At 71.0% G+C, this 23,204-nt stretch carries 20 protein-coding genes; 11 read left to right on the forward strand and 9 right to left on the reverse strand.

Going from position 1 to position 23,204, the window contains the following annotated elements:
• The first annotated feature begins 67 nt into the window (after positions 1-67).
• From Pka01_RS15945 to Pka01_RS15955, 3 genes are all read left to right on the forward strand, one after another.
• Positions 68-1,369: a zinc-dependent metalloprotease gene (locus tag Pka01_RS15945; RefSeq protein WP_373318152.1), complete on the forward strand. Its 1,302-nt coding sequence runs from the start codon at positions 68-70 to the stop codon at positions 1,367-1,369.
• A gap of 92 nt (positions 1,370-1,461) precedes the next feature.
• Positions 1,462-2,007: an NUDIX hydrolase gene (locus Pka01_RS15950; RefSeq protein WP_203883540.1), complete on the forward strand. Its 546-nt coding sequence runs from the start codon at positions 1,462-1,464 to the stop codon at positions 2,005-2,007.
• Between the two features lie 70 nt (positions 2,008-2,077).
• Positions 2,078-3,082: an endonuclease/exonuclease/phosphatase family protein gene (locus tag Pka01_RS15955; RefSeq protein WP_203883541.1), complete on the forward strand. Its 1,005-nt coding sequence runs from the start codon at positions 2,078-2,080 to the stop codon at positions 3,080-3,082.
• Here the strand turns inward: Pka01_RS15955 and Pka01_RS15960 are convergent.
• Both Pka01_RS15960 and Pka01_RS15965 read right to left on the reverse strand, forming a co-directional pair.
• The gene (locus Pka01_RS15960; protein ID WP_239115027.1) at positions 3,075-3,653 is read right to left on the reverse strand and encodes a glycosyltransferase family protein; all 579 of its coding nucleotides are present in this window, start codon (positions 3,651-3,653) and stop codon (positions 3,075-3,077) included. The two genes, Pka01_RS15955 and Pka01_RS15960, sit on opposite strands and share 8 nt — an antisense overlap.
• A complete protein-coding gene (locus Pka01_RS15965; RefSeq protein WP_203883542.1) occupies positions 3,647-4,162 on the reverse strand; it encodes a M48 metallopeptidase family protein in 516 nt (171 codons plus the stop codon). The genes Pka01_RS15960 and Pka01_RS15965 overlap by 7 nt, the downstream gene beginning before the upstream one ends.
• A gap of 223 nt (positions 4,163-4,385) precedes the next feature.
• Here Pka01_RS15965 and Pka01_RS15970 point away from each other — a divergent pair, with 223 nt between their 5' ends.
• Both Pka01_RS15970 and Pka01_RS15975 read left to right on the forward strand, forming a co-directional pair.
• Entirely contained in the window at positions 4,386-5,426 is a 1,041-nt protein-coding gene (locus Pka01_RS15970; RefSeq protein ID WP_239115028.1) for a ThiF family adenylyltransferase, read from the forward strand.
• Positions 5,423-6,766: an ABC1 kinase family protein gene (locus tag Pka01_RS15975; protein WP_203883544.1), complete on the forward strand. Its 1,344-nt coding sequence runs from the start codon at positions 5,423-5,425 to the stop codon at positions 6,764-6,766. The genes Pka01_RS15970 and Pka01_RS15975 overlap by 4 nt, the downstream gene beginning before the upstream one ends.
• Before the next feature lie 364 nt (positions 6,767-7,130).
• Here Pka01_RS15975 and Pka01_RS15980 read toward each other — a convergent pair whose 3' ends face one another.
• The 4 genes from Pka01_RS15980 to Pka01_RS15995 all read right to left on the reverse strand — a co-directional run bounded on the left by Pka01_RS15980 (position 7,131) and on the right by Pka01_RS15995 (position 10,901).
• Positions 7,131-7,394: a WhiB family transcriptional regulator gene (locus tag Pka01_RS15980; protein WP_203883545.1), complete on the reverse strand. Its 264-nt coding sequence runs from the start codon at positions 7,392-7,394 to the stop codon at positions 7,131-7,133.
• A 120-nt stretch (positions 7,395-7,514) separates the two neighbouring features.
• The gene (locus Pka01_RS15985; RefSeq protein ID WP_203883546.1) at positions 7,515-7,889 is read right to left on the reverse strand and encodes a hypothetical protein; all 375 of its coding nucleotides are present in this window, start codon (positions 7,887-7,889) and stop codon (positions 7,515-7,517) included.
• Between the two features lie 52 nt (positions 7,890-7,941).
• Complete coding sequence (gene tesB, locus Pka01_RS15990) at positions 7,942-8,826, reverse strand: acyl-CoA thioesterase II (RefSeq protein ID WP_203883547.1); 885 nt, start codon at positions 8,824-8,826, stop codon at positions 7,942-7,944.
• 26 nt (positions 8,827-8,852) lie between these two features.
• A complete protein-coding gene (locus Pka01_RS15995) occupies positions 8,853-10,901 on the reverse strand; it encodes an ATP-dependent DNA helicase UvrD2 (protein WP_239115029.1) in 2,049 nt (682 codons plus the stop codon).
• Positions 10,902-11,014: 113 nt separating this feature from the next.
• Here Pka01_RS15995 and Pka01_RS16000 point away from each other — a divergent pair, with 113 nt between their 5' ends.
• On the forward strand, positions 11,015-11,986 hold the full coding sequence (locus Pka01_RS16000) for an alpha/beta hydrolase (RefSeq protein ID WP_239115030.1): 972 nt from the start codon (positions 11,015-11,017) through the stop codon (positions 11,984-11,986).
• 99 nt (positions 11,987-12,085) lie between these two features.
• Positions 12,086-12,325, forward strand: a complete 240-nt coding sequence (locus Pka01_RS16005) for a mycoredoxin (protein ID WP_203883549.1) — start codon at positions 12,086-12,088, stop codon at positions 12,323-12,325.
• Positions 12,326-12,328: 3 nt separating this feature from the next.
• On the opposite strand, the gene nudC is transcribed toward Pka01_RS16005, so the two are convergent.
• On the reverse strand, positions 12,329-13,231 hold the full coding sequence (gene nudC / locus Pka01_RS16010) for an NAD(+) diphosphatase (protein WP_203883550.1): 903 nt from the start codon (positions 13,229-13,231) through the stop codon (positions 12,329-12,331).
• A gap of 123 nt (positions 13,232-13,354) precedes the next feature.
• Here nudC and Pka01_RS16015 point away from each other — a divergent pair, with 123 nt between their 5' ends.
• From Pka01_RS16015 to Pka01_RS16025, 3 genes are all read left to right on the forward strand, one after another.
• Positions 13,355-14,536, forward strand: a complete 1,182-nt coding sequence (locus Pka01_RS16015; RefSeq protein ID WP_239115031.1) for an ATP-grasp domain-containing protein — start codon at positions 13,355-13,357, stop codon at positions 14,534-14,536.
• A complete protein-coding gene (locus Pka01_RS16020; RefSeq protein WP_239115032.1) occupies positions 14,533-16,218 on the forward strand; it encodes an IucA/IucC family protein in 1,686 nt (561 codons plus the stop codon). The genes Pka01_RS16015 and Pka01_RS16020 overlap by 4 nt, the downstream gene beginning before the upstream one ends.
• Positions 16,219-16,365: 147 nt before the next feature.
• Positions 16,366-17,991, forward strand: a complete 1,626-nt coding sequence (locus Pka01_RS16025) for an IucA/IucC family protein (RefSeq protein ID WP_203883551.1) — start codon at positions 16,366-16,368, stop codon at positions 17,989-17,991.
• On the opposite strand, the gene Pka01_RS16030 is transcribed toward Pka01_RS16025, so the two are convergent.
• On the reverse strand, positions 17,973-19,028 hold the full coding sequence (locus Pka01_RS16030) for a type III PLP-dependent enzyme domain-containing protein (RefSeq protein WP_239115033.1): 1,056 nt from the start codon (positions 19,026-19,028) through the stop codon (positions 17,973-17,975). The two genes, Pka01_RS16025 and Pka01_RS16030, sit on opposite strands and share 19 nt — an antisense overlap.
• 186 nt (positions 19,029-19,214) lie before the next feature.
• Between Pka01_RS16030 and Pka01_RS16035 the strand changes: the two genes are divergently transcribed.
• Entirely contained in the window at positions 19,215-19,925 is a 711-nt protein-coding gene (locus Pka01_RS16035) for a Uma2 family endonuclease (RefSeq protein ID WP_203883553.1), read from the forward strand.
• 8 nt (positions 19,926-19,933) lie between these two features.
• Here the strand turns inward: Pka01_RS16035 and Pka01_RS16040 are convergent, their stop codons facing one another.
• A complete protein-coding gene (locus tag Pka01_RS16040) occupies positions 19,934-23,197 on the reverse strand; it encodes an ATP-dependent helicase (RefSeq protein ID WP_203883554.1) in 3,264 nt (1,087 codons plus the stop codon).
• Between the last annotated feature and the right edge of the window lie 7 nt (positions 23,198-23,204).

Below are 23,204 nucleotides of genomic sequence, written 5' to 3' on the forward strand. Positions count from 1 at the left end.
CACTGATCCGCCCCGCGGCGGATAACGTGGCGGATGTGGACTACTCCATCCTGCACGAGGTGGCGCGGTGACTGACCTGCCAGGTCGCGAAAACGACCCCAACGAGAACCCGTTCGCCATGTTCGGCAGTCCGGAGCAGATCGCCGCTGCCATGCGGCAGTTCGCGGACATGTTGTCCGCCTCGCCGGACGCCGGCCCTGTCAACTGGGACATGGCGAAGAACATCGCCCGGCATGTCGTGGCCGCCGAAGGTGACCCGAGCGTAATGGAGGGCGAGCGCCGACAGATCGTCGACGCGCTCAATCTGGCCGATTTGTGGCTCAACGAGGTGACGACCCTTCCCAGCGGAGTGGTGAACCCTCAGGCCTGGAGCCGGTCGGAGTGGATCGAGAAGACGGTGCCGGTCTGGAAGCAGCTGTGCGACCCGGTCGCGGCCCGGATGGTCGAGACGATGGGCGGCACGCTGGGCGCCTCCGGGCTCCCGCCTGAGGCGCAGGCCATGGCGGGGCCGCTCATGGGCATGCTCAAGCAGATGGGCGGCATGATGGTCGGCCAGCAGATCGGCCAGGCCCTCGGGACGCTCGCGCGCGAGGTCGTGGGGTCGTCCGACATCGGCCTGCCGCTCTCGGACACGGCCGCGCTGCTGCCGGGCGGGATCGCCTCGTTCAGCGCGGGGCTGGAGACGCCGTCGGAGGAGATCCGGCTCTACCTCGCCCTGCGCGAGGCGGCGCACCACCGGCTGTTCCAGCACGTCCCGTGGCTGCGCGCGCATCTGCTCGGGGCTGTCGAGGAGTACGCCAGGGGCATCACGGTGGACGTCTCGGCCCTCGAGGAGAAGCTTCAGGGGCTCGATCTCAGCAATCCGGAACGGCTCCAGGAGATCCTGGGCGGCGGCGAGTTGCTCAAGCCCGAGGAGACCGAACGGCAGAAGGCCGCGCTCGTCCGGCTGGAGACCGCGCTCGCGCTGGTCGAGGGCTGGGTCGCCACCGTGGTCGACGCGGCGGCCGAGGGCAAGCTGCCGTCCGCCGCGGCCCTCGCCGAGACGGTCCGGCGGCGGCGCGCCACCGGAGGACCCGCGGAGCGGACCTTCGCGACCCTGGTCGGCCTGGAGTTGCGCCCGAGGACGCTGCGCGAGGCGGCGGCCCTGTGGAGGGCGCTGGGCGACGAACGGGGCATCGAGGGCAGGGACGCCGTGTGGGGCCACCCCGACCTGATGCCCACGGCGGACGACCTGGACTCCCCGGAGAGCTTCGTCAAGGGCGAGGCCGCGTTCGACATGTCCCTGTTCGAGGAGGACGCGAAGGGACCGGACGCGGAGGGACCGGACGCGGACGGCACAGGCGAGGACGGCTCCGGCTCCTCCCGGTGACGACCGGGGGCGACCGGCGGCGATGGGTGACGACGTCTAACGGCGGGTGACAACCGGCGGAGGCCGTCGCCCGCCGCCGGTAGGCTGCCGCGGTGAGTCTGCATCGTGACGCCCTGGCCGTACTGGAGGGGTGGTCGGCCCCCTCTGCCGACGAGGAACTGCTGCGTGGGGAGTTCCTGGAGCACCTGCGGGCCCACGATGACGCGATGTGGCGCGAATGCGTCCCCGGCCACCTGACGGCGACGACGGCGGTCCTGTCGCACGACGGCGCGCGGGTGCTGCTCACCCTGCATCCCAAGGCGGGGATGTGGCTCCCCATGGGCGGGCACTGCGAAAGGTCGGACACCTCACTCGGCCTGGTCGCCCTGCGCGAGGCGGTGGAGGAGTCCGGCATCTCCGGGCTGTCCCTGCTGGACGGCCCGCTCGCTCTGGACCGCCACAAGGTGTGGTGTCATCCGCCGCACAGCTGGCACCTCGACGTCGAGTACGGCGCCGTGGCGCCGGCCGAGGCCGAGGCCGTGATCAGCGACGAGTCACTCGACCTGCGGTGGTTCCCGGTCGACGAGATCCCGGAGCCGAGCGACGAGGCGACCCGGCGTCTCGCCCGCAGGGCCCGTGCGAGGCTTGCCACCGCTTGATGATGTTTCGCACCCAATCCACAGGTTCGGCATACGCGCGGTTTCACCTTCGCTCGTTAGGGTCGGCAGCATGACGAAGGTGGACGTCGGCGGTGTGATCGCGTCTCCCGGCCGACGGCAGTGGCGGGTGTCGCCCGTCTTCGCCTGGTTCGCGGTGGCCCCGTTCATCCTCTGGACGGCAGGGCACCTGACCGATGTCGACCGCCGCCCGTTGATCGTGGAGTTCATCACGCTCACGCCGTACGTGGCGGCCGCGTCGCTGGGAGCGGTGCTGATCGCCCTGGCCTCACGCAGCCGGGCCGCCATCGCCGTGTCGGCGGCCACGTCGACGCTTCTGGCGACGATGGTGCTGCCCCGGGCCTTCGCGTCGGCGCCCACGGCCACGGGGCCGACGCTGAAGATCCTCACGACCAACATGTACTTCGGCGGCGCCGACGCCCGGACGATCGTCGATCTGGTCCGGCGGCTCAAGCCCGACATCCTCAGCACCCAGGAGCTCACCCCGGCCGCCGTCGAGGCCCTGGACGCGGCGGGCCTGGAGGAGTCGTTGCCGTACTCCCACAACCAGGCGGCGTTCGGCGCGTACGGCAGCGGCCTGTGGTCGCGCTATCCCCTCACCCCGGTGCCGGACTTCGCCCTCCCGGGCAGTCGCAACATGCCCCGCGCCCGTGTCGCGGTGCCCGGCGGCCCGCCCGTGGAGATCGTCGACGTCCACACCGTCTCTCCTGTGGGCCGGGACATCTACGAATGGCGCACGGACATCGAGTCGCTGCCCGCGCCGTCCTCCGACGTGATCAGGATCCTCGCCGGCGACTTCAACGCCAGCCTCGACCACTCGCCGCTGCGGGGGGTGATCGCCGGGGGGTACGCGGACGCGGGCGACGCGACCGGGACGGGCCTGAACACCACCTGGCCCGCCGACTGGCGCATCCCTCCCGTGATCACCATCGACCACGTCCTGTACGACGAGCGGGCCTCAGCGGTGGCCGCCGGCGTACACGACGTGCCCGGCACCGACCACAGGGCGCTTTTCGCCGAACTCCGTCTGCCGAAGGAGATCGGACGGCTCAGCTGAGCAGCGCGCGGGTGTTGTCCCAGCCTTCCAGGCCGGGATCGAGGCGGGCGACGTCCGCGGGCTTGCGGAGGCGGTGCCAGCCGGGGCCGGTCGCGACCATGCGGCGTCCGGGGGCCTGGCGGCGGAGCGCCGCGACCACGTCGGGCTCGTCGAAGTCGGGGACCGCCCAGTCGGGCAGCGGCAGGCGGGAGGCGACGGCCACTGCTCCCCCGCCCTCGGCGGGGCAGACGGCGATCGGGGCGCGTCCGAGCTCCCGGAAGAGCTTGCCCACGAGGAGCGGCGGCAGGTCGGGCGCGTCGGCGCTGATCACCACGGCCTCGGTGCCGTACGGCAGGGCCGAGAACGCCTCGGACGGGGATGTGATCGATATCACAGGAGTGCCCGGCCAGGCGATGTCGTCCAGGTCGGGGACTCCGGCGGAAAGGATCACCGGCTCGACCAACTCGAGGCCGGCGACCATTTCGTAGGTGTCCTCCGCCATGGCGAGAAGAAACTCCTCCGGATCGACGCCCGGAGGCGAGGCGTCCGTCATCCCCGCCGTGACGAGGACCGCCACGACTCGGGTCAACATTCCTCCACGGAGCCGTTGACCCCCATGGAGAACCCCTCGAGGAACCCTCTGGCGCGTTCCGCCCGCGGGTATCGCTCGACCAGCTCCCAGAAGCGGGGGCCGTGGCTCGGGACGAGCAGGTGAACCAGCTCATGCATGATCACGTAGTCGACGACCCAGGCCGGCATTCCACGGAGCCGGGTGGACAGCCGGATCGTCCCGTGGTCGGGGGTGCAGGAGCCCCACCGATGGCGCTGGTTCTCGACCCACCTGACGCTGGTCGGGAAGGCCTTGCCGTCCAGATATCGGGTCGCCAGATCCGTCGCTCGGTCGAGCAGATCGTCGTCGCTCGGCTTCCGTCGCTGCTCTTTGGCGGCTAGCCGATCGAGCATGCGGCGTACCCATTGCTCCTCGTCGGTCAGGCTCAGGCCTGCCGGGAGCAGCACGATGGTCTTGTCTCCATCGCGGTATGCGGAAACGGTTCGCCGCCGACGTGTGCTCCGACGAACCTCGACTGTCTCGGGGGGCACATATGAAAGGTAGCCGACACGCGCGGATTTCCACAGGGGGGGAGTTACGTTCCCCCTGGTCAATCGAGCAAACGTGACCTTGCGAGCGCGAAAACGACTGTCCTCGCGTAGTTCACCCGCCACATTCACCCCGGTAATTATCCACAACCCCGAAGATTCCGCCCTCACCCGGGGCGGCGTGTGACAAGGTCTGGCGACTATGAGACCCCGCTTGAAGCCCGCTTTGCGACGTGTCGACCGCGACGAGCGCACCCTCCAACTCGGCGTCCATCCTCACCGGGCCGTCGTCCTGACCGGAGTCGAGCCCGCCGTCCGACGCCTTATCGACAGCCTGGACGGCACCCGGACCCTCACCCAGGCGGTGGCCGAGAGTGATCTCGATGAGGCCTCGGCCCGCGAGGTGATCGCCCTGCTGACGGCCCGCGGGGTGATCGACGACGCGGCCGTGCGTCCCGCGCCCCTGGCCGGCCTGACCAGGGCCGAGCGTGACCGGCTCCGCCCCGACGTCGACGTCCTGGCGCTGACCTCGACGGACGGTGGGATGGGCGCGGTCGAGCGGCGGAGATCGGCACAGGTCCGCGTGCACGGCGCGGGCCGCGTGGGCGCCCAGATCGCCGTCCTGCTCGCCGCCTCGGGCATCGGCCACCTCTGCGTCGTGGATCCCGGTACGGCACGGCGGGAGGACGTCGTCCCCGGTGGACTGGGCTGGTCGCACGTGGGCAGGGACCGCGAGGAGGGGGCGGTCGCCCTCGCCCGCGAGATCGCGCCCGGCGTCAACGCGTGGAGCGGCCGGTCGGCGTCGCGGCTCAGCGATCACGGCTCGCGTCCCGATCTCGTGATCCTGGCTCCCGTCGGGCCGCTCGATCCGGTGCTGGTCCGTGAGCTAGGCGCCGAGGAGATCCCCCATCTGCTCGCAACGGCCTTCGAGGGATGCGGCCTCGTGGGGCCGCTGGTGATGCCGGGAGTCACCGCGTGCCTCGACTGTCTCGATCTGACCCGGCGCGATCGTGACCCCTCCTGGCCCGCCGTCAGGGCCCGGCTCGGCGGCTATCCCGCGGGTGAGTCCGCCTGCGACACGACCTTGTCGGCGCTGGTCGCGGCCCAGGCCGCCGGGCACGCGCTCGCCTTCGTCGACGGGGCGGACGCCCTCGCGGGGAGCCTCGACATCCTGCCCGATCGGCGCTGGCGGCACCGGTCGTGGGAGCGTCATTCACAATGTCAATGTGGTCGAAACGCCACAAATTCGCTAACAATGGTCGCGTGACCGACCTTCCCCATCGTGCTGTGACTCGCTCGGCGAAGCTGGCCTCGCTCCCTCTCGGGTTCGCGGGCAGGACCGCGATCGGGCTCGGCAGACGGCTCGGCGGCGCCTCCGCGGAGATCGTCACCAGGGAGATACAGCAGCGAACGGCCGACCAGATCTTCAAAGTTCTCGGCGAGCTCAAGGGCGGGGCCATGAAGCTCGGCCAGGCCCTGTCCATCTTCGAGGCGGCACTGCCGCCCGAGTTCACCGAGCCGTACCGGGCGACGCTGACCAGGCTGCAGGACGCCGCTCCTCCGCTGCCCGCGGCGACCGTCCACCGGGTCCTCGCGGAGCAGCTCGGCGACGACTGGCGGGACAATTTCATGGAGTTCGACGACCGCCCGACGGCCGCCGCCTCCATCGGCCAGGTGCACCGGGCGGTCTGGCACGACGGTCGCGCCGTCGCGGTCAAGATCCAATATCCGGGGGCGGGGAAGGCCCTGCTCTCCGATTTCAACCAGCTCTCGCGGCTCGGCAAGCTCTTCGGCGTCATGCTGCCCGGCCTCGACATCAAGCCGCTGCTGAGCGAGCTCAAGGAGCGGGTGGCCGAGGAGCTCGACTATCTGCACGAGGCCGAGGCCCAGCACGCGTTCGCGCAGGAGTTCGCGGGCGACCCGGACTTCTGCGTGCCCGACGTCATCGCGGCGAACGAGCAGATCCTCGTCACGGAATGGATGGACGGCATCCCGCTGTCCAAGATCATCACTGACGGCTCCCAGGAGGACAGGGATCGGGCGGGCCTGCAACTGGTCCGCTTCCTCTTCTGCTCTCCGGCGAGAGTCGGCCTGCTGCACGCCGATCCGCATCCGGGCAACTTCCGGGTGATGGAGGACGGCCGCCTGGGGGTGCTCGACTTCGGGGCGGTCAACCGCCTGCCGGAGGGCTACCCCCCGATGTTCGGCGCGCTCACGAGGATCTTCAACCAGGGCGACATGGAGTCGGTGGTGCGCGGACTGCGCGACGAGGGCTTCATCCGGCCGCACATCGAGGTCGACGTCGACGCCCTGCGCGCGTTCCTCGCTCCCTACGTCGAGCCGACGCAGGTGGAGGAGTTCACCTTCACCCGGGAGTGGCTGCGGCACCAGGCGGTGGCCGTCACCGATCTTCGCCCGACCAATGTCGTGCGCCAGCTCAACCTGCCGCCGTCGTACGTGCTGATCCATCGGGTGCACGCCGCGGGGGTGGGGGTGCTGTGCCAGTTGGGCACCACCGCCCGGTTCCGCGACGAGGCCATCCGGTGGGTGCCCGGTTTCGCCGACGACCCCGGCGAGCCGGAGGGGACGACGCTCGCCGCCGTCTGAGCCACGACACTCGCCGCGTCTGAGCCACGACGCCCACTGCCGTCCGGCGCCGCGACGCCCACTGTCGTCCGGCACATGGGGAAGGCCCCGGTCCGCCTCGGACCGGGGCCTTCGTGTCGTCAGGCACGTCGTGTCGTCACACCCGCGATAACGCGTCGCTGAGCCGGCGCGAAGCGCGCTCCATCTGCCGGCGAGCCTTGCGCACGCTGTTGACCCGACTCGCGAGCCGCTCCGCCTCCGCCTCCTGGTGGAGGGTTCGTATTCGCTCATGAGCCAGTTCTTGGTGGAGATACAACGAGGCGCTCGGGGAGATGTTCATATCGAGTGGTTCCTTTCGAATTTCTGCTGTGCGTGGATGTGCCGGTCAGGCTGCGACGGGAGCCTTCCTGGGGCGTCCCCTCGGGCGCTTGCGGGGCACGATGACCCCCCTCAGGATGAGCTCGCCGCCCCAGACGCCCCACGGCTCCTCGCGCTCCAGCGCGCGGGCCAGGCAGGCCTTCTGGATCGGGCAGCCTCCGCAGAGCGCCTTGGCGAACTCGACGTCCTCGGGAGACTCGGCGAACCACAGGTCGGGCTCGGTACGGCAGGGGATTTCGGCTTCGATCAGGTCCATGACCGGGGCCGCCATCTGCGTCACCTCTTCGTTCGGTTTGGTCTGTCTGTCCTCGTGGGTGGGCGGGATCGTGGCCGGACAATAAGAAAGGCCGCGGATCCTTTGCGGATCCGCGGCCTGGAGAGAGGAGACCGGTCAGGTTATGACTGGTTTTCTCCAGGCGTGTCGCGGACCCAGGGCATCGCCATTGGCGGTGCGGTCGGTCTGCTCAGCGCTCATCGGCCGGCCCACAGGGATCCGGACATACGAGCGGGTGCGGTGGCTGGCCGGGCCGGCAAGCCTGCCGAAGGCCGACGTTCCAAGGGCTCCGATGATCAGAGCCTGGGTACGCACGGCTTTGCCGCCAGACAGTTCGATCTGCGCGATGACGGCAGCCAGGCATGCGAAAGCGAGCCACGTGGCCAGGAACACGGTCATGTTCTCCACGGGACTCACCTCCACTCGAGTGCTGTCGGCCGGACGGACCGTCCGGCGGTTTCCTTCGACCTCATGACTGATGAGATCAGTCATGACCCTAAACGCGAACCGCAGGGGCGGGCAACCTATTTTCTACCTGCGATTTTCACGACTTCATGACATCTTCGCTTACGCGGATCATGCACTCCTGAACCACCGACACCGCCAGCTCTCCGGAGGGCGTGAACATCTCCCCGCGGGCGAGGCCGCGCGCGCCTCCGGACCAGGGCGACTCCTGCGCGTAAAGCAGCCAGTCGTCGACGCGGAACGGCCGGTGGAACCACATCGCGTGGTCGAGTGACGCTCCCTTGACGTTCGAGGCGCCCCACGCCAGGCCGTGCGCCAGCAGCACCGTGTCGACCAGGGTGAAGTCGGAGGCGTAGGCGGCGAGCACCACGTGCAGGAGCGGATCGTCGGGCAGGTCCGCGTCGTAACGGAACCACACGTGGTTCTTCGCGCTGATCAGGCTGGGGTCCTTCTGCGCCTCCCAGGTCAGCGCGTTCACGTAGCGGGCGTCGACCGGGCGCGGCCTGGCCAGCCAGTCCCGCCAGGCCGGATCGTCTCCGACGACGTTGAACATGCGCTCCTGGAAGGTCGGCACGGTCTCGGGGTCGGGCACCTGCGGCATGGTGACCGCCTGGTGAGAAACCCCTTCCTCCTGGATGTGGAAGGACACCGACATCGTGAAGATCGCCTTGCCGTGCTGCACCGCCACGACCCGCCGCGTCGTGAACGAACGCCCGTCCCTGATCCTCTCGACGTTGTAGACGATCGGAATGGCGGGGTCGCCGGGACGGATGAAATAGGCGTGCAGCGAGTGGACCATGCGGTCGGAGGCGACCGTACGGCCGGCCGCGACGAGCGCCTGCGCCGCGACCTGGCCGCCGAAGACCCGCTGTATGCGCTCCTCGGGGCTGCGGCCCCGGAAGATGTCCAGCTCGATCTGCTCGAGGTCGAGCAGATCCAGCACTTCCTTGAGCGCCGAATTCACGGGGCCTCCATCAAACGGGGGACTTATTACTCGTCGGTAACACTAGTGGCGGCACGGCACAGCTCCAGAACCGCGTCGCCGTACCGGTCAAGTTTGACGCGTCCGATGCCCGCGATGGAGAGCAGGCCCTCCTCCGATGTGGGAACCCGCTCCGCGATGGCCTGAAGGGTCACATCGGTGAACACGACGTAGGCGGGGACCTTCGTCTCCTTGGCCACACCCGAGCGCCAGGACCTCAGGCTCTCCAGGAGAGCCTCGTCGTAGTCGGCCGGGCAGGTCGCACAGCGGCCCAGCTTCTGCTCGGCCGCCACGGCCAGGGTCTTGCCGCAGATCCGGCAGTGCAGCGGCGCCGCCGCCTTCTTGGCGCCGCCGGAGGGCCGCTCGACGCGGCTCACGACCGGGGTGCGCGGCGACAGGCCGTCGAGGAAGCGGGAGGGGCGGCGGGAGCGGCGGCCCCCCGGCGAGCGGGCCAGCGCCCACGACAGGTGCAGGTGCTCACGGGCGCGGGTGACCCCCACGTACAGCAGGCGCCGCTCCTCCTCGACCTGCTCGGGGGTCTCCGCGTAGATGATCGGCAACATTCCCTCGGTGAGCCCCACGAGGAACACGGCGTCCCACTCCAGGCCCTTCGCCGCGTGGAACGAGGCGAGGGTCACGCCCTCGACCGGCGGCGCGTGCTGCTCGGCCGCCCTGCGCTCAAGCTCGGTGACGAACGCGGGCAGGTCGGCGCCCTCCGCGGCCATGTCCTCCGCCAGGTCGGCGAGGGCCTTGAGCGACTCCCACTTCTCCCTGGCCTTGCCGCCGCTGGGCGGCTCGGGGGTCAGGCCGATGCCGGACAGGATGGCGTGCACCCCGGGCGCCAGCGCCTCCTCGTCGTTCGCCGACCGGGCGGCGCCCCGCAGCAGCACGACGGCCTGCCGTACCTCGGGGCGCTCGAAGAACCGCTCGGCTCCCCGCAGCAGGTACGGCACGCCGGCCTCGGTGAACGCCTGCTCGTACGCCTCGGACTGGGCGTTGATCCGAAACAGCACCGCGATCTCCCGGGTGGGCACGCCGTCGGCCATCAGCTTCTTGACCGTCAGCGCCACCCCCAGCGCCTCGGCAGGCTCGTCGTCGTACTCGGTGAAGACGGGCTCGGGCCCCTCCGGCCGCTGGGCGACCAGTTCCATCCGGTGCACCGACCGTGCGATCACCCGGTTGGCCAGCGTGACCACCTGCGGCGTCGACCGGTAGTCGCGGATCAGCCTGATCACGCTCGCGGAGGGGTACTCGACGGCGAAGTTCGTGAGGTAGTGGGGGGTCGCCCCGGTGAAGGAGTAGATGGTCTGGTTCGGGTCGCCCACGACGCACAGGTCGTCGCGCCCGCCCAGCCACGTGTCCAGCAGGAGTTTCTGTAGCGGGTTGACGTCCTGGAACTCGTCCACGACGAAGTAGCGGTACTGCTGGCGGATCTGCGCGGCGACCTCGCGGTGCTCGGTCATGACGGCGGCGGTGAGCTCGAGGATCGTCTCGAAGTCGATCAGGTTGCGCTGGCGGCGGAGGGCCTCGTAGCCGTCGTAGAGGCGGGCCACCTCCTCGGGCGGAACGGGGGGCGTGCGCCGGGCCTTGACCGCGGCCGCGGGGTAGTCCTCCGGCGCGACCTGAGTGACCTTCGCCCACTCGATCTCACTGGCGACGTCCCGCAGCTCACCGCGGTCGGGGTTCTTCCGCAGGCGGCGGCATGCCTCGATCAGCAGCGGCAGCTTCGACTCGACCACCTGGGGTGGATCGCCGCCGATGACGCGCGGCCAGAAGTAGCTCAGCTGTCGCAGGGCGGCGGCGTGGAACGTCCGCGCCTGGACGCCGGGGGCGCCCAGCTGACGCAACCGCTGCTTGAGCTCGCCCGCCGCCCGGGTGGTGAAGGTCACCGCGAGGACGCCCTGCGGATCCACGACCCCGCTCTGCACCGCGTAGGCGATGCGGTGGGTGATGGCGCGCGTCTTGCCCGTGCCCGCACCCGCGAGCACGCACACGGGGCCGCGCACCGCTTCGACGACCTCGCGCTGTTCGGGATCAAGGCCCCCAAGGACGTCCAAATGGGCTCCCAATATGCGATGCGGGCGATGTACTGGCATCATCCTTCCAGCAGCCGCCCTGGCGTGTCCTGAGACCGGGTCGGCACACGGTACCAGCGGGGAGGAACCAGCCCGTGCGGAAAGCCGTGGGTGCGGCGATCGGGACCGGAGCGCTCGCCCTCGTCGCGATCCTGTTCGCCTTCCCCGGACAGCAAGCGGCGCCCAGGAACGCCGGGCCGCCGACGGCCTCGGCGAAGCCCACTCCCGTCTCGTCGCGGACTCCTTCGCCCACGCCGTCCCCGGTCACCCGGCCGCTCGCATCCGCGTCCGACATCAGGGTCCGCACGATCGCGTACGGCGACGGCCCCCGGCGGCGGATGGACGTCTGGTGGCACACGAAGGGTCCGCGCCGCCCGGCGGTGTTCGTCATCCACGGCGGCTGGTGGTCGGGCGGCGACAAGAAATCCATGACCACCGTCAGCAGGACCTACGCCCGCCTGGGCTACACCGTGGTCAACCTCGACTACCGGCTCTCCGGGGACGCCCCCTGGCCGGCCCAGCGGACCGACACGATCGCCGCGATCAACGCGGCGCGCGCACGCGCCGCGAAGTACAACACCGATCCCGACCGCTACGTCGTCATCGGGTTCTCCGCCGGCGGCCACATCGCGGCCGCGGTCGGCACCTACGAGGACGGCCTGCCCGGGCTGCGCGGGGTCGTCGGCGTCTCCCCCATCATCTCGCCGCTGACGTCCTACGCCGACGGGGGCACGGGCGGCAGCCACGACCAGCGCAAGCTCCGCGATACCGCGACCGCGCTCGCCGGGGGATGCACCCCCGCGGAGTGCCCCGACGTCTGGGCGAGCATGGAGATCCCCGACCAAGCCTCGGCGGGCGACGCGCCGATGTTCGACGTGCACTCGGAGGACGAGTTCGTCCCGCCGTACCAGAGCGAGCTGCTCCAGCAGGCGCTCAAGACGTACGGCGTGCCGATGTCCATCAAGGTCATGCCGGGCAAGCAGCACAGTGCGCCGCTCTACCGGGAGAAGGGCGTGGCCAAGGCCGTGGAGGACTGGATCGCGGCGCGGCTCGAATCCGACAAGTGATCACCGAACATCATTCGGGAAAAGTGCCGCGAAAGGGAACACGGCGCGGATCCCGCGTGTTCATCGTGATTACTCGGCTTCGCGCACGGAAGGACGATCATGTCGCTCACGGTTTACACGACCAGCTGGTGCGGCCCCTGTAAGCGGCTCAAGAGCCAGTTGACCCGGGAGGGCATCTCCTACAGCGAGGTCGACATCGAACGGCATCCCGAGGCGGCCGAGTTCGTGATGAGCGTCAACAACGGCAACCAGGTCGTCCCCACGGTCGTGACCGACTGCCACACGATGACCAACCCGTCGGTCGCCGAGGTGAAGCGGCACCTTCAGGGCGCGTGCTGAGCGTCACCAGTCACCGGGGATCGGCTTGCCGTACCAGGTCTCGATGAGCCTGCGGGCGATCGAGACCTGGCCGGGCAGGCGAAGCCGGCCGGACTCGACCTGAGCGGTCAGCTCGTCCCGCGACAACCACCGCGCCTCGGCGATCTCGACGGGATCCATGACGATGTCGGTCGTCGTCGCGCGGGCGAAGAAACCGAGCATCAGGCTGCGCGGGAACGGCCAGGGCTGGCTTCCCATGTAGCGGGGCGCGGCGACGGTGACGCCGACCTCCTCCAGTACTTCGCGCATCACGGCGTGCTCCAGCGACTCACCGGGCTCGACGAATCCCGCCAGAACCGACATGCGCCCCTCGGGCCACTCGGGTCCCCGGGCCAGCAGCACACGGTCCTCGTCGTCGTGGATCAGCATGATCACCGCGGGGTCGACCCGGGGGAAGTGCTGGCTCCCGTCCTTCGGGCAGACCCGCGTGTGACCGGAGGACGTGATCGTCGTACGGCTTCCGCAACGCGGGCAGAACTCGTGCGTCGTGTGCCACGCCTCGAGCGCGACCGCGTAGACGAGGAGGCCCGCGTCGCGGTCGTCGAGCAGAGCGCCCGTCTGCCGCAGCCCGGCCGCCTCACCCGGCGGGAGCGGAGCGTTGACCGCGAAGTACGCCGCGCCGTCCGGGTCGACGCCGAGGAGGTAGCGGGGCCCCTCCGGCGCGTCCAGCGGGGACAGGTACACGACAGCCGCGCCGTCGGTGAACCTGCGGATGACGGTCTGGCCGTCGTCGACCACCAGGACCCGCGTCTTCTCGTCGGCCCACGCCCTGGCCAGCCACTCCTCGTCCCCACGGAGCGCGGCCGACCGATCGATGGCGTTCCGGGCCAGCAACAACGGCCCGAGCAGGCCTTCCGAGATCTCCACGGCGTCATCCTTCCACGGGTGCCTCCACAACACGCGGCCCCCGTCGGCGATTCCCTGCGCGTACGGATCCGGCCATGATTAGGATGCGACGGGTTAGGTTAGGCTTACCTACGGAGGATCTGCGTGCGGCTCTACCTCACGGCGCTCAACCCGACCGACTCCGTGATGGACGGCTTCCTGCCCGCCGCCGCAGCGCTGGGGTGGGACGTCACGGTCCTGACCGACCAGCCGGACGGATATCCCGGCCACGAGGTCATCGAGACCGACGTGCGCGACCCCCGCGCGGTGATCGACGTCATCTCCGCCCACCACCGGCCGGACGTCGTCTTCTCCAACTCCGACCACCTCCAGGCCGAGACCGCGCTGGCCGCCGGTTATTTCGGCCTTCCGGGCAAAGACTGGCGGTCCTGCGTCACCGCCAAGAACAAGGTGCTCATGCGCCGCCACCTCGCACCGGTGGAAACCGTCCGGTCCGTACGGCTCCCGCCGGGGGCCGACCTGCCGGAGGCTCTGCCGTACCCGGTCGTCGTGAAGCCGGCGGCGGGCGTGGCGAGCGAGGACGTCACGCTCGCCGCGGACGTCCACGAACTCGCCGCGGCCGTCTCCGAGATCAGGAAGCGGCGGCCCGCCGACGTCCTGGTGGCCGAGGAGTTCCTCGACGGCAGCCTGCACACCCTGGAGACCCTGGGTGACGGGCGGACGCTCCACGTCCTCGGCGGCTTCCGTACCACGCTGGGCCCGCTGCCCCACTTCGTCGAGGAGCGCCTGGACTGGCACGCCGACCCGGGCGACGAGGACGTGGCACACGTGACCGCGGCCCTGGGCGCGATCGGCGCCGGCTTCGGGGTGTGCCACACGGAATACATGGTCACGCGGCACGGGCCCCGCATCGTCGAGATCAACTATCGGCTGATCGGCGACAACTGCGACTTCCTGCTCGGCGACCTCCTCGGCGCCCCGCTGCACGAGTGGGTCCTGCGCGTCCACGCGGGCGAACCCCTGGACGCGCTCGGCGTCGGGGACGCGCCGCGGGGTGACCTGTTCGGCACGGCCGTCAGCCTGATCGCCGACAGGCCGGGCGTCGTGACGGCGGCGCCGCCGCCGGTGTCCCCGGACGGGCCTTCCGGAGATCCGTCGCGAGTGAGACTCTGGCACCGGCCACTGCGCGCGGTCGGCGACCGGGTGGAGGTCACCCACACGAACCGGGACTATCTCGGCATCGTCCGGGCGATCGGCCCCGACCGGACGGCCGTGGACTCCGCCGTCGGCTCCTTCCGCGCACTGCAGCCCTGGACGATCGCGTGACCGAGACGCCCGACCGGGAGGCCTATCTGGCGGTCCGCGTCCTCGACAGCCTGCTCAGGGAGGACTACGGGTCGATCGCGTCCATCATGACGAGCGACAAGGACGGCGTCGCCGTGGTCCTCGCCTCCGGCAGGCGGATCCGGCTGGCGACCGGCTCCCCCTTCCAGGACTTCGCCGTCGCGGAGCCGGGGCAGGGGCAGGGGGTGAGCCTCGCGGAGGTGCTGGACACCCTCGCGGTGATCGCCGACCCCGCCGACGGCGCCGGGGTCGCGGCCTTCGCCCGGGAGTGCCGTGAGGCTCTGGCCGGGCTGGAACTCCACGACCGCCACCGCGCACAGGTCGCGGCCCGGCTCCGCGGCCGCGAGGGCACGCTCCTGTTCTACGAGGCGCTTGCCGCGGCCGTCGACCACCCGATCTACCCGACGGCCCGGTGCCGTCTCGGCGTCCCCGAGGCGGGCCTCGTCGCCCACGCGCCCGAGTTCGCCCCGTCCTTCGAACTCGCCTGGGCGGCGGTACCTGGCGAACGCGTCACAGTGTCCGGCACAGCGTTCGGCGCTGTGTCCGTCACAGTGTCCGGCACAGCGTTCGGCACAGCGTTCGGCACAGGGCGCGGCGCCGGACTCCCGGACTGGTGGCCCACGCCGGGCGACATCGGCCTGCCCGGACGGTTGGCCGGCACCCACGTGCCGTTCCCCGTCCATCCGCTTACCGTTCCCGTGGTGGAGGGGCTTCCCGGCGTCGTCATGGGGGTCAAGCCGTATCTGACGGTCCGCCCGACCCTCTCCATGCGGACTGTCGAGGTCGACGACCTCACCCACCTCAAGGTGCCGCTGGCGACGAGCACGCTCGGCCTGCTCAACCGGCGGTCGATCAAGCCAGGCACGCTCCGGGACGGGGCGCTCGCCGAGTCGCTCCTGCGCGAGGTGCTCGCCAGGGAGCCTGCCGCCCGGGTCGCGGTGGCCGGCGAACAGAACTACGGCCACGCCGGGCACGAGTACCTCGGCTGGCTGGTCCGGAACCTGCCGGAGGGCGAGATCGTGCCCGTGGCCGCCCTCCTGGCCCCCTGGCCTGACGGCGAAGGAGACCGGCTCGTTCTCCACCATCTCGCCGAACGCCACTACGGCGGGGACGTGCACGCACTGCTGCGCGACTACCTGTCGGTGCTCCTGTCGTGGAACGCGCTCTTGTTCGTCCGGTACGGCCTGGCGCTGGAGGCCCACCAGCAGAACCTGGCGCTCGTCTTCGGCGACGGGCCGATGCGGCTGCTGGTGAAGGACAACGACGGCCTGCTCGTGTCCCCCGGCCTGCTGGGCGCGGCCGGGATCGAGCCCCCGAACTTCTCCGACCACCGCATGCTCACCGACGATCCGCACGCGCTCGCCGACGTCTTCGTGACCATCACGCTGCATCTGGCCGCGGCCGCGATCGTGTTCCCCGCCCTGGTCGCCGGCCGTCCGGAGTCGGCGGCGTCCGCGCTGATCAGGGATGCGTTGTCGGCGGCGCTCGAACCCTTCGGCGACGACCCGATGGCGCGGTTGCTGCGGGCCAGGACCCTCGAGTCCGCCCGGCTGGTCGGCAAGTCGATGGTCGTCGCCGGAACCCTCGTGGACAAGCGCAGGTCAGGAGCCGCCGACATCAACAAGTTCTACGGAGTCACCGGCCCCAACTACCTCCGCCCGTGACCCCCCCTCTGGGCGTGATCATGCACAGATTCGCGATCATGCTCGCCGACCTGCGGCGACCCCGGCCGTGATCATGCACGAATTCGGCGGTATGCCGCCTGACCTGGACCTCCTCGATCCGTGACCATGCAAAGGGGCACATCACCCATGGACCGCCTCCTGACCGACCCGCACGTCTCCAGGGCCGAGGAGGTCACGCTGGGCGCGCTGCTGCGATGTTGCGCCCGGGAGCTCGGGGGGCCGCGCGGCCAGGTGGGACCGGCCGAGCCGTACCTGCTGCTGGAGGTCGCGGGGACCCTGATCCGCGTGCGCGCGCACGGCGGGATCGCACTGCGCTTCGAGGGCGCGGCCGAGTGGCTGTCGGACGGGTCGTGGCTGCCCCTGACCTCCGACCGCCTGGTCGACCTGGCCGAGCGCGAGCTGTGCGGGACCAACGACGAGTTCGCAGCACAGGTGGCCGCCAGCCGCGACGCCATCTCGGCGCTCCTCGCCGCCCGCGGGCGGACCCGCCCGCCGTCGGACCCGTGGCTGGCGTCGGAGCAGTCGCTCGTCGACGGCCATCCGTTCCATCCGTCGCCGAAGGCGCACACCGGTTCCGGATTGACCCGGTACGCCCCCGAGGCGCGGGCCGAGTTCCCGTTGCGGCTCCTCGGCGTCCGAACCGACCTCGTGGCGGAGCAGGGCGACACCACGGCGCTCGACGGGCTCGGCGCCGCACCCCGCGGCTACACGCTCCTGCCCGCCCATCCCTGGCAACTGGAACTCGTCGCCGACGACCTGCGCGCACCTCTCGCCGACGGACGGCTCCTCGATCTCGGGTACGGCTCGCACGCGGTGACTCCCACGTCGTCGGTCCGCACGGTGTACGACCCCGTCACGGAGAACTGCCTGAAATTCAGCCTCGACGTGCGGATCACCAACTGCGTACGCAAGAACGCCTGGTACGAGCTGATCGGAGCCGTGGAACTCACCGAACGGCTCCGCCCGGTCTTCGGACGGCTGGCCGGAGACTTCCCCGGCACGCGCTGGCTCCCCGAACCCGGCTACCGCTCGGCGGCGCTCGGCATCCGGCTGTTCGAGGCGCTCGGGGTGATCATCCGTTCCGGCCCGTGGCGGGAGTGCGGGCCCGGGACGACCCCGATCCTCGCCGGGGCGCTCGCCGCCCCCGTGGCCGAGCTGCCCGATGCCGTGGCCGCCCGCCGGTGGGAGGACCCGCACGGCTGGTGGAGCGCCTACGTCGAACGGGTGGCGCCTCCCGTGCTCGACGCGTACTTCACCCACGGAGTCGTCCTCGAACCCCATGTGCAGAACGTCCTCGTCGGCTTCGGCGCCGACGGGCTCCCCGCGGAGGCGATGTTCCGCGACCTGGAGGGGACCAAGCTCGTCGCCGGCCGCCACAACCTGGCGGGCCTGCCGGACCGTGTGGCCGAGGCGGTGACCTACGACGCCGCGCGCGGCTGGAACCGGGTCGTCTACTGCCTCGTGGTCAACCACCTCGCCGAGGTCGCGGCCACCGTCGCCGAGGTCGCGGCCACCGTCGCCGAGGTCGCCGGGACCGACCGGCTGCTCGACGACCTGTGGCACGCCGCCCGCGAGGTCCTGGAGGAGTACGCCCGGGGGCACGGCCGGCCCGCGCAGCTGGCGGAACTCCTCGCAGGGGCGCCCCTGCCGGCCAAGGCCAACCTAGGCGTCCGCTGGAACCGCTCGGCTGACAGGGCGGCCGGATACACCGCCGTGGCCAATCCGCTGGCCGCCTACTCGCCCCGGATGTAGCGGAAGGCGGGCTTGGGGTGCATCAGGAAGTCGTGGTGGGAGATGTTCCACGCGTATGCCCCGGCCATGGCGAACTCCACGACGTCGCCGACCTCCAGGCGGACCGGCACGCGGCGGGCGAACACGTCCTTCGGCGTGCAGAGCTGACCGACGATCGTGATCGGCTCGCCGGGCTCTCCCGTCGCCAGCGGCTGGTCGTGCCCCTTCGTCGCGGGGGTCCGCAGATGGTGCGTGCCGCCCGCCACCACGGCGAACAGCTCGCCGTGCACCCGCTTCACGTCGATCACCCGGGTCACGTAGCGGCCGCAGTAGACCGTCAGCGACCGGCCCGGCTCCACTCGCAGCACCTCTCCGGGACGGCGCAGCTCGGCGAGGCCCTTGCCGTACGAGCGCCAGTCGAACAGCGCGCCGGGGTCGTCGTACGACACCGCCATGCCGCCGCCGAGATTGATCTCGGTGAGGCCGAGGCCGCGCGCGTGGCCGAGCACGCCGGCGGCGACCTCCAGCGCGGCCTCGGCGTCGAGACCGCTCGCCAGGTGGGCGTGGAGCCCGCGAAGGCGCACCGTGCCCTGCCTCTCCAGCAGGTCCACGCATTCGGCGACGCCCGCCGGATCCATGCCGAACGGCGTCGCGCCTCCCCCCATGACCAGTGAGGCCCCGTCGACCGGGAGGTCGAGGTTGGCCCGCAGCAGCACATCCGCCGGCCTCCCGGAAGCGAGCAGCCGCCGCAGCTCGCCGGGGCTCTCGATGTGCACTCGGGTGACCTCGGCGAACAGCTCCGCGTCGGTCTTTCCTGGACCGCCCAGCGCGATCGCGGCGCCGGGGAACAACCCCCGGACGTGCGCGAGCTCCCCGCCCGAGGAGACCTCGAACCCGTCGACGTGAGGGGCGAGCACACGCAGCAACTCGGGGTCGGGGTTGGCCTTCACCGCGTAATAGAGCTCGACCCCCTCCAGCGCCGCCCGTACGGCTCCCGCGTGGGCGTCCAGGCCCGCCAGGTCGTACACGTAGGCGGGCAGTTCCCGACTTTTTGTCACGTCGGCGTCTCCGATCACTATGAGGGGTTGCTCTACGAGTGAGAACTCTCCACCGCGATGGGGATTTCCTCCACCCCTTCATCGCGGCGTTGATGGACCGTCCCCAGACCCGGCTACTTTCCGTCACAATCCTGCGACGGCACGTACCATCGGAACGCGTAGGGAGTCCGAGAGGATGGCGACGACATGGCGCTCACCAGGCCCACCCGGCACCGGCGGAACGACAGCGCTCCCGCCGAGCGACAGCCTGACGCCGAGCCCGAGCAACCCGGAACCGAACTCGAGCAAGCCGACCCGGGAGAAGGGCCGACCCGCGCCGCACCCGGAGGCGACGAGACCGCGGTCGTGGACCTCTGCCAGGAACTCAACGACGCGGGCTACACCGCGGAGATCTCCGGGGGCCGGGTCGTCGTGAGCCCCTGGCAGAGCATGGAGAGCTCCTGCATCGTGGACAGGCTGGCGGACCTGTTGATCCCGCTCAAGCTCGCGAACGGCTGGCGTTTCCATCACAACCTCGCCGTCCACATTCCGCCGTTCCTCGATCATCGGCTTCCGGATCTGATGGTCACGGCACGGGACGCCGAACGATTCGACCACCTGCGCGTGAAGGGCTGCAGCGCTCTGCTCGTCGTCGAAGTGTGCTCTCCGGGGACGTACTCGGTCGACTGGAACGAAAAGCCGGTCGACTACGCGCGTGCCGGAGTGCCGCTGCTGCTCATCGTCGATCCGCTCGCCGATCCGAAGACGGTCACTCTGATGAGCGAGCCGTCGAAGGACGCGGCCCCGGGCGACATGCGAGAGCCGTACAAGCAGGTCGTCACGGTCGAGGCGGGGGAAGTGCTGGAGTTGCCCGAGCCGTTCGGCGTCAAACTCGAGACCGGGACGCTGTTCGAGTGACGGCGGCGCTACTGCGCTGACGGGATCCGGTCGATCAGAGCGGTGAGGCCGTCGGCCCCGAGCAGGTCGACCGGCCGCACCGTCTCGTTCGACCGGACGTAGTGGAAGGCGGCCCCGACCTTCTCCAGCGGCACGTGGGCGAGGGAGGCCCAGGCCATCCGGTAGGCGGCCAACTGGACCGACGCGGTCTCCGCCGCCTTGCCGTGGGGCCGCTCGCCGGTCTTCCAGTCGACGACCACGTAGCCGTCGCCCTCACGGAAGACGGCGTCCATGCGGCCTCGCAGCAGCCGATCGGCGATGACCGTCTCGAACGGCACCTCCAGATCCAGTGGCTCCCGCCCGGCCCACTCGCTGTCCTCGAACCGCTCCTGCAGTTCGGCGAGGTGGACCTCGGCCTCCGACGGCTCATCGGACGCTCCGGGCAGGTCGAAGTCGTCGATCAGACGCTGCTGTCCCCAACGTGTTTCCAGCCATCGATGGAACGCTGTACCACGGCGGGCGAGCGGCGCGGGCTTGCGCGGCACGGGACGCCGCACCTGCCGCGCGAACGCCGAAGGATCCGTGGCCAGCGTGACCAGCGAAGACACGGTCAGGCGTGCGGGCAACTCCACGGCTCCGCCGCCCCGCCGGCGGTTGGCCTCTCGTTCCCGGATGAGGAGGTCGGTATCCCGGGCCCAGGCTCTGGCTCGTTCCCTGTCCCACTCCCTGATGTCGGGCGCGTCCGCGATCTCCGGTCCACCCGCGTCTGCGCCTGCGTCTGTGCCGGCCAGGGCCTCCTCCACCATGCGTGCGCCGTCCAGCACCGGATCCGGCACGGACACGGACGGCCAGACCGCCTCGGGAGGTTCGGCGAGCAGCGGGTTCTCCTCGCTCGTCCCCTCGTCCCACCAGGCGACCTGGGCGCCGGCCTCCCTGATCTCCATGAGGAACCCGGACGGCTCGAGCGCCTTGGTCGAGCCGCCCCAGCGGTAGCCGGAGGCGATGAGCAGGTGGTGCGCCCGGGTCACGGCGACGTAGGCCAGCCGCCGCTCCTCCATCAGGTCCCTGTCGCGGCACCGCTCGTCGAAGTCGGCCAGCGACTCCTTGTCCAGGCCCTCCAACGCCGGCAGGTCCGCCCTGTCGCCGCGGAGCGGGTACGGCAGCTTGCGCGGGTTCTCCGTCCACCGCGAGTTGGTGACCGGCGTGGCGGGGAACACGCTGCCCCGGGCCAGGCCGCCCTTCTGCGTGGTGAGCTGCGACAGTCCCGGGACGACGACCACCGGCCACTCCAGGCCCTTGGACGCGTGGACGGTCATGAGCTTGACGCTGTTGGTGTCGCCGACCCGGCCGGCCTCCAGCCCGAACTCCTCGGTCTCCGCCGCCTTCAAATAGGCGAGGAAGGCTCCGAGCGTCGGGTCCTCCGCGTCGCCCGCGAACCGGGAGGCGGCGTCGAGGAACGCGTCCAGGTCGGCCCGCGCGGCGAGGGGGCTCCCTCCCCTGGCCGCCACCTCGATGTCGAGTCCGAGCCGCCGTTCGACCTCGCTGATGAGGTCGGGGAGCGGCTGTCCGGAGTGGGACCTCAGGTGGCGCAGTTCGAGTGCGAGCGCGGGCAGCCGTACCCGGGCCGGAGCCGAGAACGCCTCCAGCCACTCGGGCCGGTCGGGCAGTTCGTCGAGTGCGTCGACCAGGCTGCCGCGTTCCTCGGCCATGTCGGAGACGACCTGTTCGAGCGGGTCGTCCGGGCGGGGCCCGCCGTGGAACTCCCTGTTCAGGTCGCGGGCGACGTCGCCGAGGACCTTCATGTCAGCGGGACCGATCCGCCAGCGCGGCCCGGCGAGCAGCCGCACCAGCGCGTCCCCGGCCGTGGGGTCGTACAGCACGCGCAGCGTGGCGACGATGTCGGCCACCTCGGGCACGGTGAGCAGGCCGCCGAGCCCGACCACCTCGACCGGGACGCCCCGGGCCTCGAGCGCGCGGCGCAGGGCGGGGAACTGCGAACGCTTGCGGGCCAGGATCGCCACGTCCTGCGGCTGTACGGCGGCCCCGCGTCTGGCGCGTTCGCCCTCCCCCCAGGGCAGTCCGTCGGGCGCCCCTTCGAGCCCGATGGTCCGGGCCACACCGTCCGCGACCCATTCGGCCTCGGCCTCGGCGGTCTCGTGGAACGCGCACACCACCCGTCCGCGACCGGCCCGGTTCTCGCCGGGGACGAGCACGGGCACCTGCCCGGCCTCCTGCCGCAGCGGCGCCTGCAGCGCGGCGGCGACCCCCAGGACGCGCTCGCCGTTGCGGAAGCTGACCGACAGCTGGCGTACGGGCGCCGGGTCTCCCTGCGAGGTGGAAAAGTCCTGCGGGAACCTGGACAGGTTGCCCGATGAGGCGCCACGCCAGCCGTAGATCGACTGGCAGGGGTCCCCCACGGCCGTCACCGGGTGTCCTCCGCTGTACAGCGCCCGGAGCAGGACGAGCTGGGCATGGCTCGTGTCCTGGTACTCGTCGAGCAGCACGACGGAGAAGCGGGACCGCTCCGACACCCCCACCTCGGGATGCCGCGACGCGATCAGCGCCGCGAGCGCCATCTGGTCGCCGTAGTCGATGACCTCCCGGCGGCGTTTCATCCGTTCGTACGCCTCGACGAGCGGCAGCAACTGCTCCCTGACGGCCTGCATCCTGACCGGACGCTGCTGGGCCAGGATCGTCCTGCCCGGCAGGACGGCGAGGCGGTCGCGCAGCCAGTCGCCGACCTCACGCACCTCGCCCGGGGTCCGCAGGTGCTCGGCCATCTCGCCGGCCAGTTCGAGCACGGCGGCGGTGACGCTCGGCGGGCCGAGGTCCACCTTGTCCATCGGGCCGTCGTACTGCCCGACGACCCGCGCGGCCATCTGCCACGAGACGGCGGGCGTGACCAGCCGCATGGTGGGTTCGAGTCCCTCGCGGAGCGCGTGGTCGGTGACCAGCCTGGCGGCGTAGGCGTGGTAGGTCGAGATGGTCGGCTCCGCGTCGAGCAGCTCCGGCTCGACGAGCCCGGCCGCAGCCAGCCCGTTCAGCCGTTTGCGCACGCGTTCTGCCAGCTCCGCGGCGGCCTTCCTGGTGAAGGTGAGGCCCAGGATCTGCTCGGGACGTGCCAGGCCGTTGGCGACCAGCCACACGACGCGCCCCGCCATGGTCTCGCTCTTGCCCGAACCCGCGCCCGCCACGACCACGGCCGGCTCCAGGGGCGCGTCGATGACGGCGGCCTGCTCCGGGGTGGGGGAAAGGACGCCGAGCTTGGCGGCGAGTTCCGCGGGGCTCAGCATCAGCCCA

The organism is Planotetraspora kaengkrachanensis, from assembly GCF_016862895.1.
GTDB lineage: Bacteria > Actinomycetota > Actinomycetes > Streptosporangiales > Streptosporangiaceae > Planotetraspora > Planotetraspora kaengkrachanensis.